The sequence below is a fragment of the Methylophaga sp. genome (assembly GCF_009711715.1).
GTDB lineage: Bacteria > Pseudomonadota > Gammaproteobacteria > Nitrosococcales > Methylophagaceae > Methylophaga.
Window position 1 is genome coordinate 93,517 of the sequence record NZ_VENF01000012.1, and the last position, 13,166, is coordinate 106,682.

The following is a 13,166-nucleotide window of genomic DNA, read 5'->3' on the forward strand; positions in this document are numbered from 1 at the left end:
TCATGGCGCGTTTAAGACGTTTCCTTGATCGTATCGAGCCGCAATTCCAGAAAGGCGGTCCATACGAAAAGTATTACGCCCTGTATGAGATGGTCGATACCTTCATCTACACGCCGGCAGATGTCACACGCGGTTCACCGCATGTACGCGATGCCATCGACCTCAAGCGGGTCATGAGTTATGTCGTTGTCGCTACCTTCCCGGTGCTGCTGCTCATGCTCTGGAATACTGGTTTCCAGGCCAATTCGGCGATGGCGCAAATCGGTATGACCGAAACTGAAGGCTGGCGTCAATGGCTGATGAGCACGCTGGGTATCGCTTACGACCCCAACAGTCTGTTCGCCAATATGTTTCACGGCCTGCTCTACTTCCTGCCAATGTATATCGTCACACTGGCGGCCGGCGGGCTGTTCGAGGTCATTTTTGCCGCTGTCAGGAACCATGAAGTCAATGAAGGTTTCCTGGTCAGCTCGATGCTCTACACCCTGACCTTGCCGCCTTCCACCCCGTTGTGGATGGTCGCTTTGGGGATCATTTTCGGTGTCGTGTTAGGTAAAGAGGTGTTCGGTGGTACCGGCAAAAACTTCCTTAACCCGGCCCTGACAGGTCGTGCCTTTCTCTATTTTGCCTATCCGGCCGCGATGTCCGGGGATGCCGTCTGGACTGCCGTTGATGGCTACACCGGCGCCACACCACTGGCACTCGCCGCAAGCGGTGGCGTGGAAGCGATTAAAGAAGCTGGCTATACCTGGTCACAAACCTTCTTCGGCATGATTCCCGGCTCCTTGGGTGAAACCTCGACACTGGCAATCATGATAGGGGCCGCGTTCCTGATTTATACCCGGGTGGCTAACTACCGGATTATTTTCGGCGTATTTTTTGGCATGGTTGCCACCACCCTGCTGTTCAACCTGGTCGGCAGCGACACCAACCCGATGTTCAGTGTGCCCTGGTACTGGCATATGACGATTGGCGGTATCGCCTTCGGTATGGTGTTTATGGCCACTGATCCGGTCTCTGCGGCCATGACCGACAAAGGCCGCTGGATTTATGGCTTCCTGATTGGTTTTATGGCGGTGCTGATCCGTGTGGTTAACCCCGCCTTCCCGGAAGGCATCATGCTGGCGATCCTGTTCGGTAATATGTTTGCACCGCTGATCGATCACTTTGTGATGCAGGCCAACATTAAACGCAGATTGAAACGAAGTGAAGTCAATGGCTGAGTCAACTGAGAAAAAAGGATTATTAGGCAGCTTTCTGAGTCTGCCCAATGACAATCCCAAGAAAACCCTGTTTGTGGCAATCCTGTTGTGCCTGGTGTGTTCGATCCTGGTATCAACCGCAGCGGTCTCGCTGAAACCGTTACAGACCAGCAACAAGAAAGACGATATCAAACGTAATATTCTTGCTGTGACCGGCCTGAGCGATCAGGAAGGCAGTCTGGATGAGTTGTTCAGCCAATTTGAAGTCAAACTGGTTGATCTGGATACCGGCCTCTATGCCCATACTGATATTGACCCGGTCATCTATGACCAGCGTAAGGCGTCTGCCGACCCGATGATGAGCGTAGAATTGCCCGGTGGACAGGATATTGCCGGCATCAGCCGCCGCGCCAATATGGCGCCGGTTTACCTGCTGACTGAAGGCGATACCATCAAGCAGGTAGTACTGCCGGTCCACGGCTACGGTCTCTGGTCCACCCTCTATGGCTTTTTGGCCCTGGAGGGTGACTTCAACACCATTACCGGTCTGCGTTTCTATGAACATGCCGAAACCCCGGGTCTGGGTGGTGAAGTGGACAATCCGAAATGGCGCGCCAAATGGGATGGCAAAAAAGTCTTTGATGAACAGGGTAATGTCGAAATCCGTGTCATCCGCGGTTATGTGGATGAGAAAACGGCCAATGCCGAACATAAAGTCGACGGCCTGTCTGGTGCCACGTTGACCAGTAACGGCGTCACCAACCTGCTGCAATACTGGCTGGGTGATCACGGCTTCGGACCTTATCTGAAAAACATGCGTACCGAATTGGGGAAGTAACAGATGGCTAGTCAAGCAAAAACCAATGTTATCGATCCGTTAATCGACAATAACCCTATCACTCTTCAGGTGCTGGGTATTTGTTCGGCTTTGGCGGTGACTACCAACATGATGGCCTCGCTGATCATGTGTATCGCACTGACCACAGTGACCGCCTTCTCAGGCGCCTTTATCAGTGCCATCCGTAAACATATACCGGGCAATATCCGCATCATCGTGCAGATGACCATCATCGCCTCACTGGTCATCATCGTGGATCAGGTGCTCAAGGCGTATGCCTATGAGGCCAGTAAGCAATTATCGGTCTTCGTCGGCCTGATTATTACCAACTGTATCGTACTGGGCCGGGCTGAAGCCTATGCGATGAAAAACCCGCCGCTGTTGAGTTTCCTGGATGGTCTGGGTAACGGCCTCGGTTACAGCCTTATCCTGATGTCGGTCGCCTTTTTCCGCGAACTCCTGGGTGCTGGCAAACTGTTTGGGATGACGGTGATCCCGGTTGCCAGTGAAGGCGGCTGGTATATCCCTAACGGCCTGATGCTGCTGCCGCCAAGTGCCTTTTTTGTTATCGGTCTGATGATCTGGGCGATTCGTACCTGGAAGAAAGAGCAGGTGGAAAAACCGGACTATCAGATTCACCAGGTTCACCGTACGGAGGTGCTGTAAATGGAACATTACCTGAGCCTGTTTATTCGCTCGATTTTTGTCGAGAACCTGGCCCTGGCTTTCTTCCTGGGTATGTGTACCTTCCTGGCGGTCTCCAAAAAAATTGAAACCGCACTGGGTCTGGGTATCGCTGTGGTGCTGGTACAGAGCATCACGGTACCGGCCAATAACCTGATTTATCAATATCTGCTGAAAGACGGTGCGCTGGCCTGGGCCGGTCTGCCGGAAGTCGACCTGAGCTTCCTGGGTCTTATCAGTTACATCGGCGTGATCGCCGCCATGGTCCAGATCCTGGAAATGGCGATGGATAAATATGTGCCGGCTTTGTATAACGCGCTGGGTATCTTCCTGCCGCTGATTACCGTGAACTGCGCCATTCTCGGCGGTACCCTGTTCATGGTCGAACGCGACTACAACTTCGCAGAGAGTGTCACTTACGGTCTGGGCAGTGGCTTCGGCTGGGCGCTGGCGATTACCGCGATTGCCGGTATTCGCGAGAAGCTCAAATATTCCGACGTACCTGACGGACTGCAGGGTCTGGGTATCACCTTTATCACCGCAGGTCTGATGGCGCTTGGATTTATGTCATTTTCGGGGATACAGCTGTAATGGAAATCATACTCGGTATCGTACTCTTCACGCTGATCATCATGGCTCTGGTGTTCCTGATCCTGGGCGCCCGCTCACGACTGGTCTCCACCGGTGATGTGAATATCATCATCAATGACGAGAAGACCATTAAAACCAAGCCGGGCAGCAAATTGTTGGGCGCTCTGGCTGACGCGGATTTGTTCGTGTCCTCCGCTTGCGGTGGTGGTGGTACCTGTGGTCAGTGCAAGGTCAAGATTTTCGAAGGCGGCGGCTCTATTCTGCCGACTGAAGAATCGCATATCACCAAGCGTGAAGCGCAGGATGGGGAGCGTCTCTCCTGCCAGGTCTCAGTCAAGCAGGATATGAAAATCGAAGTGCCGGAAGAGGTCTTCGGTGTCAAAAAATGGGAGTGCACTGTTCGCTCCAACCATAACGTCGCCACCTTCATCAAGGAACTGGTGCTGGAACTGCCGGAAGGCGAAGACGTGAAATTCCGCGCCGGTGGTTTTATTCAGATCGAATGTCCGCCACACACGGTTGAATATAAAAACTTCACCATCGAAGATGACTATCGTGGTGACTGGGATCGCTACGATATGTGGCGTTACAAGTCAGTGGTCAAGGAAGATGTGGTTCGTGCCTACTCCATGGCCAACTATCCGCTGGAAAAAGGCATCGTCATGCTCAACGTCCGGATTGCCTCGCCGCCACCGGATCAGGACGATATTCCACCGGGTCAGATGTCTTCCTACATCTTCAATCTGAAACCGGGCGATAAAGTCACCATTTCCGGTCCCTTTGGTGAGTTTTTTGCCAAAGATACTGATAAGGAGATGGTCTTCATCGGTGGTGGCGCCGGTATGGCCCCGATGCGTTCGCATATTTTCGATCAGCTGGGTCGTTTGAAGAGCAAACGTAAGATGACCTTCTGGTATGGTGCCCGCAGCCTGCGCGAAATGTTCTATACCGAGGACTTCAACCAGCTGGCTGCCGAACACGACAACTTCACCTGGAATGTCGCCCTGTCCGATCCTCTTCCCGAAGATAACTGGCAGGGGTACACTGGATTTATACACAACGTGCTGTATGACAATTATCTGAAAGATCATCCGGCACCGGAAGACTGCGAGTTTTATATCTGTGGTCCGCCGATGATGAATGCTGCTGTAATCAGCATGCTGGAAGATCTGGGTGTCGAGCGCGAGAATATCCTGCTTGATGACTTCGGAGGCTAAATGACCACCTTTATCGCCGCTTTTTTAATACTGCTGCTAGTCGTTGCCGGTATGGCCATCGGCGTCATCTTCGGTCGTTCATCGATCAAGGGCAGCTGCGGCGGTCTCAACCAAGTTGGCTTGGGTGGTAGCTGCGGTGGTGCCTGTTCTCTTGAAGAAAAAGAGGAATGTGCCCGCCGTAAAGCAGAACAACAATAAGGTCACAGGAGAGAAGCCATGCTCGCACCGTTGAAAGTAAAAGACTATATGAATGGCACCAAAATCACCTTCACACCGGATATGGATGTGCTGCGTGCGATTCATCAACTGATTGAATTCAAAATTTCCGGTGCACCGGTGATCGACCATCACGGCAACCTGATCGGTTTTCTGTCGGAAAAAGACTGCATGCAGGTGGCGCTCAACGCCGCCTACCAGGGCGAAGCAGCCGGCAAAGTCGCCGAGTTCATGCATGAAGGCTGCCAGACCGTTGATGTTGAGGCATCGATTATCGAAGTGGCTGAAACTTTCCTGAAAACCGCATTCAAATGTCTGCCGGTTGTCAAAGACAACCGTCTGGTCGGTTCCATCACTCGCCAGAATATTCTCAAGGCACTGGAAACAACCTCTAATATCGAAAGCCACAAAAAGCCGGCCAAACAATCCACCAAGCAACAGATTCATGTCAGCACCCCGAACTGAATACAGCATCGGCCCATAAGACATAAAGCAGCTACTCCGGTAGCTGTTTTTGTATGGAAAGACGCGCTACACTGACCACACAGGCCCAATAACCGGAGCTCTTCATGCAACTGGTATTTCGTGCCAACAATATTCTCGAAGCCCATATCGTCGCAGGCATGCTTAAAAGTCATGGTATAGACTGCCATGTCGGTGGTCATTATCTTCAGGGAGCGGTCGGTGATTTGCCCGCTACAGATTTTGCTCATGTCTTTGTCGACGAAGCGGATCAATCGCGGGCTGAGACACTGATTGAAGATTATGAAAATGGCGAACTCTGAGTCCGCGGGAGCCGTCATCGGCATGATGATAAGCCTGACATTTTTTCCCACGGCGTAAATTGATGTAAGCTTGCAACTCAACTTGCCAACAAGAAAATTTAGTTATGATCTACAACAGCATTCTCGACACTATCGGCAACACCCCGGTTGTCCGTCTCAATAACATCGCCCCCGATCACGTTGACATGTATGTGAAGGTCGAATCCTTCAATCCGATGGGCTCAGTCAAGGACCGGCTCGCTTTTGCGGTGATTGATGATGCTGAAAAGCGTGGTGTGCTCAAACCGGGGCAGACAGTGGTTGAGGCCACTTCCGGTAATACGGGTATCGCGTTGGCGATGGTCTGTGCGGCCAAAGGCTATCCGTTTGTTGCCACCATGGTTGAAACCTTCTCCGTAGAACGTCGCAAGATCATGCGCGCGCTGGGGGCTAAAGTGATCCTGACACCGGCCGCCGAAAAAGGCACCGGCATGGTGAAAAAAGCACAAGAACTGGCTGACAAACACGGTTGGTTTCTGGCCCGTCAATTTGAAAACCCGGCTAACCCCGCTTATCACCGCAATACCACCGGTCCCGAAATTTTAAGTGACTTTGCCGGCAAACGGCTGGATTACTGGGTCTCCGGCTGGGGTACCGGTGGCACTCTGACCGGGGCCGGTGAAATGATCAAACTGGCCCGTCCTGACACCAGAATTGTCGCCACGGAACCTGCTGCGGCTTCACTGCTGGCTGGCGGTGACTGGAACCCGCACAAGATTCAGGGCTGGACCCCGGACTTTATTCCCGATGTACTGAACCGTAACCTTCACGACGAGCTGTATCCGGTCACTGATGAAGAAGCCAAAGACTGGGCGCTTCGACTTGCAAGTGAAGAAGGGATTTTTGTCGGCCTGTCCTGTGGCGGTACGCTTGCTGCCGCGATGAAGGTGGCAGAAAAAGCCGAATCCGGCTCGACCATTCTGGCCATGCTGCCAGATACGGGTGAACGTTATCTGTCCACCTACCTGTTTGAAGGCATGAATGAAGAATCAGATGATGACTGGCTGAACAGTCAGTAATCAATCGACTTTAACGATGATATTAATCTTTTTTAATCGTTAGACTTGCTTATTAGTCCGCGTCATAATTTATCCAGCGCTTGAGGAGCAACCCGGCGTTGAGACTAACCTTAGGAGGAGAGAAAACCATGTGGACTAAACCAGAATACTCAGATATGCGTTATGGTTTCGAAGTAACCATGTATATCTGTAACCGCTAATTACTTCATATCCTTTTCACCCTGAAAAAGCCCCTTCCCGAGGGGCTTTTTCTTTTCTAGTCCAGTACGTCTGCCAGCGTCAGCGACCAGCAACAGGTGTGGTCAGCCCCTAACACGATATAGCTCTGCACATTATCCAGCGACTTCATATGTGCCAGATAAGACATCAGGATCGATCCCGGCACCACATTATCGCGTTCTCCGATGAGATGGATCTGAGGTACAGATTCCAGCGCCTCACTGAAATTAATCGGATTCAGTGAGCCTGCAAGCGGGTCAATTTGATTAAAGTCCGTCCAGCGCTTGTGATCTAGGTTACCGGCCACGGTCACCAGTAAATCCACATCCCCCCGCATCGCCGCCACGATACTGGCCACCGTGCCACCACCTGAAAAACCGATAAGACGAATTTCCTTGGCCTGATAACGGATTTTCATCGCTGAGATAGCGCGATTCATCGACTGAACGACCTGTCCGGAATATCGGTGCGAGGTCCACACATCCTTACCACAGGTATTCATACGGTTTGCGCGCAGGTATTGGCAGGGACGGCCAATATAAACACTGTTGCCACCGATATCCTGTGCCAGTTTCAGTGCAACACCGGGCATGCCGTCGCCTTCAATAAAAATATTAAGCACATCAGCACGGCGCAGTTCCGGCGGCGCAAAACCCATCATGGTGTGAACGCCTCCGGATAAAACAACCCGACTCCAGGGGATGAAATCGTCCGCATGCACACTGGGGAAAACCAGGATCATGAGCAGTAAAAACCATCTCATAGCGCACCTCTCAAAGAGTTGTGTCGTACAAGGTTTTGCATAACTGATGCCAACATTGTCAGTGCTATCAGTACGATACAGAATCAGACTGCGAAGTTTTGATTCTCATCCCTGTAAAAACCTATTACTATCAGCGCATGACCAGTTATATCAAATACTTCGATCCGGGCCGTGAGTATTTCTTTGTTGAAGGCTGCTTTATCAACGAATTATCCAATGACCCACATGATCCGAATGTGTCGATTGCCCGTGTCAAGGTGACGCCGGGTGTCACAACCGCATGGCATCGGCTCAGCGGGACGACAGAACGTTATGTCATATTGGAAGGCGAAGGCGAGGTCGAAGTGGGTGATAGCGCACCAAAAAGGGTTAAAGCCGGTGATGTGGTCACTATTCCGCCCCAAATCAGACAGCGAATCAGTAATCCCGGTGATAAAGATCTGATTTTCCTGGCTATCTGTTCTCCGCGTTTTCAGGAAAAGCATTATATTGACAGTTGATAGATTGACGACTGCCGCATTTTTAACCATCAATATTATCTGTTAGGCTGAATATGTAAGGGTTAGATAGACATCCTTAAAGGAGGTCAGCATGACTCAGAAACAAAGACAAGCCGCCAGAGAAAACATCAAAAAAGCACAAAAAGCCTGGCAGGAGATGACATCTCGCCAGCGCGCGCTCGCCCAGCCGGAAGGCGATGAACGTGCCGACGTGGGTACAAAAGGTGAAGGTGACTATTACCGGGTTATTGTACGTCCCAAGAACCAGTTCACTAGTTTTCGCAGTCATGATGTTGGACGCGGCGGTCATACCCTGCGATTGTCAGGCCACCGTTCCAGCGGTTCCTGGGCCACCCATGCCTGGTTGATTCATAAAGACGATTCCTATGTCGATGATCAGGGCTATCTTCGCAGTGACAGAAAACCTGTGCAGAAAGTGCTCCGTAACCTGCGTAGCGTGCCGCGGCGGGTGAAGGGTGATATTTTCGAATCCAAGCCGCGACGCAACGTGCCGGAAAAAGACAAACCGACTGCGGCGCAGCAAAGAGCCCGGAAAGAAAATATCGAAAAAGCCCAGCAGGCGCGCCATCATTGATATTCAGCTGACACAGCTTACGCTGTAAAAGATAATCCAGATCAGCAGTGGTATAGCTACTGAAGCGAGTAGGATAATCCAGCACAATATCTGGGCGATTCGCCCGCGCCAGACAGCGGCTTTTCCTTCTATGATGCGCACATCGCGTATCACCTGTGTATCGGGAGGAGGGAATCGCTCAGCCTGGACGATTCTGCCAGCATAACGAAGCAGGTAAATGCTAAAGCCGATAACCGGTGCCACGGGTATCAGCATGAGCAGGAAAGCCAGGTAATGATGCTCAACTAACAGCTCGGCATTGTCTTCAATCCAGACATTCACATTGCCAATCAGGCCGTCGAACAACAGAAACAGCACCGCGCCCACAGCCAGGCCAATCAGAATGGATTTAATCGCCTTGCGCCGCGCGACAGGATCAGCCTTTTGAATATGCGCCATGACTCCCCGCTCGGTAACAGATATTGCACCATCATAACAAACAGCGTGACCGGTTATTACCGTGTCCCCCTCATCCATGCTTGCATATCGCCTAAGCTTGAGCGCATCATAAAATTGTGACTGCTTCAGTCACCACACATGTCTGACAGCCCTATCTGAAAACGATACTGGAGGTTAATTCTTATGCAGTTGCCTATCCAAATCACCTTCCGCCAAATGGAACCCTCCGAAGCACTTGAGACGAAAATCCGCGAAAAAGCAGCCGGGCTGGAACAATTCTTCGATCGCATCATGAGCTGTGATGTCATTGTCGAACAAAGCAACCGTAATCATCACCAAGGTAACCTGTTCCATGTCCGCATTGATCTGCGTGTACCTGGCAAAGAACTGGTCGTCAGTCGCGACCCAATCAAAAATCACGCCCATGAAGATCCTTATGTTGCTGTTCGTGATGCCTTTGAAGCGATCAAACGCCAGCTGAAATCATATGCCAAGCAGCAGCGTCGAGAGGTTAAAACTCACGATATCCCCCCTCATGGTCGCATCAGTGTCCTATTCCCGATGGAAGATTACGGCCGTATTCTGACACCCAATGGCCGCGATATTTATTTTCATCGCAACAGCGTGCTGGATGCCGACTTTGAGGATCTTGAGGAAGGGATGGAAGTCCGTTTCAGCGAAGAAATGGGCGAGGAAGGACCGCAGGCGAGTACCGTGAAACTGGTTGGGAAGCATCATGTGGTTTAACAACTTGAAGCGATGATTATCAATATGTCCGACAAAATATCGATCGCTATCAAGGTTAAAAAATGCTGAGCGATAGCATTTCCTTCCCTTACTAAGTAACTATCTGCCTAACATACAGTCAATGATGATGCCTTAACAGGATATGACCCAATGAAGCGACTGACATACATTATTCTCAGTGTCACTATGACGCTCGTTCCTCAATTAGGCTTCAGTGCCGATATTCAAAGCATACTCCAGCATCCTGATCGTAATGCCAGCAACGCCCTGCGTGATAAGTATCGCCATCCAGCACAGACCCTTTCGTTTTTCGGAATCAGAGCTGACATGTCGGTTATCGAAATCTGGCCAGGCAAAGGCTGGTATACAGAAGTGCTTGCACCATGGATCAAACAGGGAGATGGACAATTTATTGCGGCTGGTTTTCCTCAGGATACCGGCCCCGAATGGCGCCAAAATATGCAGGCAGAATACGAAAGCTGGTTAGATCGTTTCCCAGACAGGTTCAATGAAGTCGATGTAGTAGAGTTTGGCCCCCCCGGAAACTGGCGGTTGGGTCCAGATAACAGCGTTGACGCAGTACTCACTTTCAGGAATGTGCATAACTGGGTCAAGGGGGAGTATGCAGACAGGGTCTTTAAGGCAATGTTTGATGTACTCAAACCGGGGGGCATTCTGGGGTTGACGGATCACCGGGCCAGGCCCGGTGCAGACATCGACACAATGAATGCTTCGGGTTATCTCACCGAGCAGCTTGTCATTGACCTTGCTCGGCAGGCTGGCTTTGTTCTTGAAGAAAAATCAGAAATTAACAGTAACCCTAAAGACAGTAAAAATCATCCTGCCGGGGTGTGGACACTACCACCAACCTTACGTATGGGTGAGCAGGAGAATGAGAAATACCTGGCTATCGGTGAGAGCGATCGCATGACCCTGAGGTTTAGAAAACCTCTAGACTGAATACGCCAGTCTATTCAGGGTAAAGTTCATACCCTGTCCGGGATTATGCATAGTGATGACCTTACGTTATCGCCTGCATCCCTATAGGCGACCCTTCGGGTTCGCCTCACTCATTCAAAAAGGTTCCAGACGTTTTTGTTATGTGCATGGATGGGAACGAGCCGCTGTCACTATCCTGCCAGTTCGACACTTGAATATTCCTGTTCATCGTATGCCGCCATTTCAGGCGCAATGGGCGGCAACTTCGTTCAAGTAGTTCACGGTTAAACTTCAGATAATAAAAAAGGCCACCCTCGTTGAGGAAGGCCTATCTTCATGTCTCTTGAGCTACTTTGATGAGGTGCATCCATGCACCTCACCCTTCGGGCGCCTGACGGCGTCCAAATCTGTTCCAGACAGATTTGTCACATGGGGCTTTCCCGATTCAAGATAGAACAATCAAGGATTTTAGATATAAAAAGCCTGGCAGTTATTGACATGGATGTAATGGCCGCTATCGCTATCCCTGCTATCGCGGCATTTGGACATCCTGTCCATCATATGCCGATAACACAGGATGCAGTTATCGGTGACCTACTTTATCAGCCACATCCCTGTGGCTGACCCTTCGGGTTCGCTTCGCTCATTCAAAAACGCTCCCGGCGTTTTTGTCACATGGGTTGTTCACATGCTCGGGTGAGGCCATTACAAATCATTTTGTCCCGTCCTAAAATACGTTGACAGTATTCATCACAGCCAGCGGTATTATGTCGCTGGCTTTATTATGCACTTCTTGAGGTGTTTTCATATTCAAGCTCAGGTGCGGCCTAAAGACATTGTACGCTTCAACAGATTCTCTTATTAACACCTTCAGTTCCTCAAAAGTACTGCAACGATAAAGTAAAAACTCCTGTTTAAGGATACCGTTTACCCGCTCAGCCAGGGCATTCTGGTAGCAGTCATAGCCCTCCGTCATGGAGGGTTGGATCTGATGCTTTTCTAACAGACTTTGATATGAATAAGCGCAGTATTGAAGACCTCGATCAGAGTGGTGCATCAAAGGCTGCCTACCTGCTCTTTGGCTGATGGCCTGTTTCAAGGCAGGAATCACATCGTCAGCCTTCATTTCGTGACTGAGATGGTAACCCACAATCTTACGTGAGAATGCGTCAGTAACCAGTGATAAATAATGAACGCCTTCATCCGTTTCAACGTAGGTAATATCACTCACGAAGGCTTGTTCAGGCCGGTACAGCTTGCACCCTGCATAAAGATTGCTGTGTTTCTTCATCCAGTGACGGCTGTTTGTGGTTTTCGTATAGTTTTTCTTTGGACGAACCAGTAATCGCTGTTGGCGGAGATAGTCAAACAGACCATCGCGGCCGAGTTTGATGCCGTGATGCTGGAACTCCTCTTTTAACAGGTAATATAGCTTACGGGTTCCCAGTCTCGGCAGTCGCTTTCGAACACGTTGCACAAGCTCCTTGACCGGCTCTAGCTGAACCTGGCGCCGCCTTCGACGCTGGAGTCGTTGATAGAACCCTTGGCGTGATACACCAAAGAGTCTGCAGCTTTTGCTTAAGCTTACTTTGCTTTGCGCTTGGAGATTGAGTGCTCCCTGCATAAATACTTTTTTCGCAGGCCGGCTCCGTAATCTCGATCCACAATATCAATCATCTCATTGAGCAGGAGGTTACGGTCACGCTCATCTGCCAATTCTCGTTCCAGACGTTTGATCTTTTGTTCGGGTGTTTCCTGAGTATCATTCATTGACGCGATCCTCGAACAGGACCAGTCTAATTTACCATGCTTGCGGAGCCAGTTGAGAACTGTACTACGACCTTGGATACCATAAATTTTCTGTGCTTGTTTGTATGTCAACTCGCCTTTTTCGACTTGCTCGACAACAGCCAATTTAAAGCCAAGGTTGTAATCACGCTGACTGCGTTTCCTGCGGGTAGAAATGACGTTGTTCATCTTCTTTACTCCAGATGACAACGTATTTCAGGACGGGACATTTGAACAAAAAAAAGCCCATCCGATTGGATGGGCTCTTTTTTTTGTATTAAAGCCTGGCAGTGACCTACTTTGTTTGCCCCATCCCTGGGGCAAATCGCTACGCGACCTGCCTCCGGCAGTCCAAGATTGCTCCTGCAATCTTGTCACTTCGTTCAAGTAGGTCACACTTTCTAAACTTCAAATAATAAAAAAGGCCACCCCTATCGGAGTGGCCTTTTCTATTATATTAAAGCCTGGCAGTGACCTACTTTCACATGGGAACTCCCACACTATCATCGGCGCTGAGCTGTTTCACTTCTGAGTTCGGGATGGGATCAGGTGGTGCCAACTCGCTATGGCCGCCAGGCATAAACGG

17 protein-coding genes and 1 rRNA gene are annotated in these 13,166 nt (G+C 50.4%); 14 read left to right on the forward strand and 4 right to left on the reverse strand.

The window, feature by feature from the left end:
• Positions 1 to 2: 2 nt before the first annotated feature.
• The 10 genes from FH755_RS10050 to pqqA all read left to right on the forward strand — a co-directional run bounded on the left by FH755_RS10050 (position 3) and on the right by pqqA (position 6,791).
• Positions 3 to 1,223 (forward strand): NADH:ubiquinone reductase (Na(+)-transporting) subunit B, encoded by a 1,221-nt coding sequence (locus tag FH755_RS10050; RefSeq protein ID WP_292440984.1) that lies wholly within the window; start codon positions 3 to 5, stop codon positions 1,221 to 1,223.
• Entirely contained in the window at positions 1,216 to 2,040 is an 825-nt protein-coding gene (locus FH755_RS10055; RefSeq protein WP_292440985.1) for a Na(+)-translocating NADH-quinone reductase subunit C, read from the forward strand. Before FH755_RS10050 ends, FH755_RS10055 begins: the two co-directional genes overlap by 8 nt.
• A gap of 3 nt (positions 2,041 to 2,043) precedes the next feature.
• On the forward strand, positions 2,044 to 2,706 hold the full coding sequence (locus FH755_RS10060) for an NADH:ubiquinone reductase (Na(+)-transporting) subunit D (protein ID WP_292440986.1): 663 nt from the start codon (positions 2,044 to 2,046) through the stop codon (positions 2,704 to 2,706).
• Positions 2,707 to 3,315, forward strand: a complete 609-nt coding sequence (gene nqrE, locus FH755_RS10065) for an NADH:ubiquinone reductase (Na(+)-transporting) subunit E (RefSeq protein ID WP_292440987.1) — start codon at positions 2,707 to 2,709, stop codon at positions 3,313 to 3,315.
• A complete protein-coding gene (gene nqrF / locus FH755_RS10070; RefSeq protein WP_292440988.1) occupies positions 3,315 to 4,532 on the forward strand; it encodes an NADH:ubiquinone reductase (Na(+)-transporting) subunit F in 1,218 nt (405 codons plus the stop codon). Before nqrE ends, nqrF begins: the two co-directional genes overlap by 1 nt.
• Entirely contained in the window at positions 4,533 to 4,730 is a 198-nt protein-coding gene (nqrM, locus tag FH755_RS10075; protein ID WP_292440989.1) for a (Na+)-NQR maturation NqrM, read from the forward strand.
• An 18-nt stretch (positions 4,731 to 4,748) separates the two neighbouring features.
• Complete coding sequence (locus tag FH755_RS10080) at positions 4,749 to 5,213, forward strand: CBS domain-containing protein (RefSeq protein ID WP_292440990.1); 465 nt, start codon at positions 4,749 to 4,751, stop codon at positions 5,211 to 5,213.
• 104 nt (positions 5,214 to 5,317) lie between these two features.
• Positions 5,318 to 5,533 (forward strand): DUF2007 domain-containing protein, encoded by a 216-nt coding sequence (locus tag FH755_RS10085; RefSeq protein ID WP_292440991.1) that lies wholly within the window; start codon positions 5,318 to 5,320, stop codon positions 5,531 to 5,533.
• Positions 5,534 to 5,637: 104 nt separating this feature from the next.
• Complete coding sequence (gene cysK / locus FH755_RS10090; RefSeq protein WP_292440992.1) at positions 5,638 to 6,591, forward strand: cysteine synthase A; 954 nt, start codon at positions 5,638 to 5,640, stop codon at positions 6,589 to 6,591.
• Between the two features lie 128 nt (positions 6,592 to 6,719).
• Positions 6,720 to 6,791 (forward strand): pyrroloquinoline quinone precursor peptide PqqA, encoded by a 72-nt coding sequence (gene pqqA, locus FH755_RS13970; protein ID WP_366658753.1) that lies wholly within the window; start codon positions 6,720 to 6,722, stop codon positions 6,789 to 6,791.
• A gap of 56 nt (positions 6,792 to 6,847) precedes the next feature.
• Here the strand turns inward: pqqA and FH755_RS10095 are convergent, their stop codons facing one another.
• Positions 6,848 to 7,573, reverse strand: a complete 726-nt coding sequence (locus tag FH755_RS10095) for an alpha/beta hydrolase (protein ID WP_292440993.1) — start codon at positions 7,571 to 7,573, stop codon at positions 6,848 to 6,850.
• A gap of 98 nt (positions 7,574 to 7,671) precedes the next feature.
• Here FH755_RS10095 and FH755_RS10100 point away from each other — a divergent pair, with 98 nt between their 5' ends.
• Together FH755_RS10100 and FH755_RS10105 are read left to right on the forward strand one after the other, a co-directional pair.
• Positions 7,672 to 8,073, forward strand: coding sequence for a cupin domain-containing protein (locus tag FH755_RS10100; RefSeq protein WP_292440994.1), 402 nt, complete (start codon positions 7,672 to 7,674; stop codon positions 8,071 to 8,073).
• A 91-nt stretch (positions 8,074 to 8,164) separates the two neighbouring features.
• Positions 8,165 to 8,668, forward strand: coding sequence for a hypothetical protein (locus FH755_RS10105; RefSeq protein ID WP_292440995.1), 504 nt, complete (start codon positions 8,165 to 8,167; stop codon positions 8,666 to 8,668).
• A 3-nt stretch (positions 8,669 to 8,671) separates the two neighbouring features.
• On the opposite strand, the gene FH755_RS10110 is transcribed toward FH755_RS10105, so the two are convergent.
• A complete protein-coding gene (locus tag FH755_RS10110; RefSeq protein WP_292440996.1) occupies positions 8,672 to 9,106 on the reverse strand; it encodes a hypothetical protein in 435 nt (144 codons plus the stop codon).
• 183 nt (positions 9,107 to 9,289) lie between these two features.
• Here FH755_RS10110 and FH755_RS10115 point away from each other — a divergent pair, with 183 nt between their 5' ends.
• Together FH755_RS10115 and FH755_RS10120 are read left to right on the forward strand one after the other, a co-directional pair.
• Positions 9,290 to 9,853, forward strand: coding sequence for an HPF/RaiA family ribosome-associated protein (locus FH755_RS10115; protein ID WP_292440997.1), 564 nt, complete (start codon positions 9,290 to 9,292; stop codon positions 9,851 to 9,853).
• Positions 9,854 to 10,039: 186 nt separating this feature from the next.
• Positions 10,040 to 10,813 carry a methyltransferase domain-containing protein gene (locus tag FH755_RS10120; protein ID WP_292440998.1) on the forward strand — a complete coding sequence of 258 codons (774 nt, stop codon included), beginning with the start codon at positions 10,040 to 10,042 and terminating at the stop codon, positions 10,811 to 10,813.
• 706 nt (positions 10,814 to 11,519) lie between these two features.
• Here FH755_RS10120 and FH755_RS10125 read toward each other — a convergent pair.
• Both FH755_RS10125 and rrf read right to left on the reverse strand, forming a co-directional pair.
• Positions 11,520 to 12,769, reverse strand: a protein-coding gene (locus FH755_RS10125; RefSeq protein ID WP_292440999.1) for an IS3 family transposase whose coding sequence is annotated in 2 segments (ribosomal slippage) — positions 11,520 to 12,409 and positions 12,409 to 12,769 — 1,251 coding nt in all. Because the reading frame shifts where the segments join, the coding sequence is not laid out codon by codon here.
• Positions 12,770 to 13,042: 273 nt separating this feature from the next.
• Positions 13,043 to 13,157, reverse strand: a 5S ribosomal RNA gene (gene rrf, locus FH755_RS10130).
• Positions 13,158 to 13,166: the final 9 nt, after the last annotated feature.

Excerpts from the sequence above, each read along its gene's own strand:
- FH755_RS10050 (WP_292440984.1), top strand. The coding sequence starts at position 3 with ATGGCGCGTTTAAGACGTTTCCTTGATCGTATCGAGCCGCAATTCCAG.
- FH755_RS10055 (WP_292440985.1), top strand. The coding sequence starts at position 1,216 with ATGGCTGAGTCAACTGAGAAAAAAGGATTATTAGGCAGCTTTCTGAGT.
- FH755_RS10060 (WP_292440986.1), top strand. The coding sequence starts at position 2,044 with ATGGCTAGTCAAGCAAAAACCAATGTTATCGATCCGTTAATCGACAAT.
- nqrE (WP_292440987.1), top strand. The coding sequence starts at position 2,707 with ATGGAACATTACCTGAGCCTGTTTATTCGCTCGATTTTTGTCGAGAAC.
- nqrF (WP_292440988.1), top strand. The coding sequence starts at position 3,315 with ATGGAAATCATACTCGGTATCGTACTCTTCACGCTGATCATCATGGCT.
- nqrM (WP_292440989.1), top strand. The coding sequence starts at position 4,533 with ATGACCACCTTTATCGCCGCTTTTTTAATACTGCTGCTAGTCGTTGCC.
- FH755_RS10080 (WP_292440990.1), top strand. The coding sequence starts at position 4,749 with ATGCTCGCACCGTTGAAAGTAAAAGACTATATGAATGGCACCAAAATC.
- FH755_RS10085 (WP_292440991.1), top strand. The coding sequence starts at position 5,318 with ATGCAACTGGTATTTCGTGCCAACAATATTCTCGAAGCCCATATCGTC.
- cysK (WP_292440992.1), top strand. The coding sequence starts at position 5,638 with ATGATCTACAACAGCATTCTCGACACTATCGGCAACACCCCGGTTGTC.
- FH755_RS10095 (WP_292440993.1), bottom strand. The coding sequence starts at position 7,573 with ATGAGATGGTTTTTACTGCTCATGATCCTGGTTTTCCCCAGTGTGCAT.
- FH755_RS10105 (WP_292440995.1), top strand. The coding sequence starts at position 8,165 with ATGACTCAGAAACAAAGACAAGCCGCCAGAGAAAACATCAAAAAAGCA.
- FH755_RS10110 (WP_292440996.1), bottom strand. The coding sequence starts at position 9,106 with ATGGCGCATATTCAAAAGGCTGATCCTGTCGCGCGGCGCAAGGCGATT.
- FH755_RS10115 (WP_292440997.1), top strand. The coding sequence starts at position 9,290 with ATGCAGTTGCCTATCCAAATCACCTTCCGCCAAATGGAACCCTCCGAA.
- FH755_RS10120 (WP_292440998.1), top strand. The coding sequence starts at position 10,040 with ATGACGCTCGTTCCTCAATTAGGCTTCAGTGCCGATATTCAAAGCATA.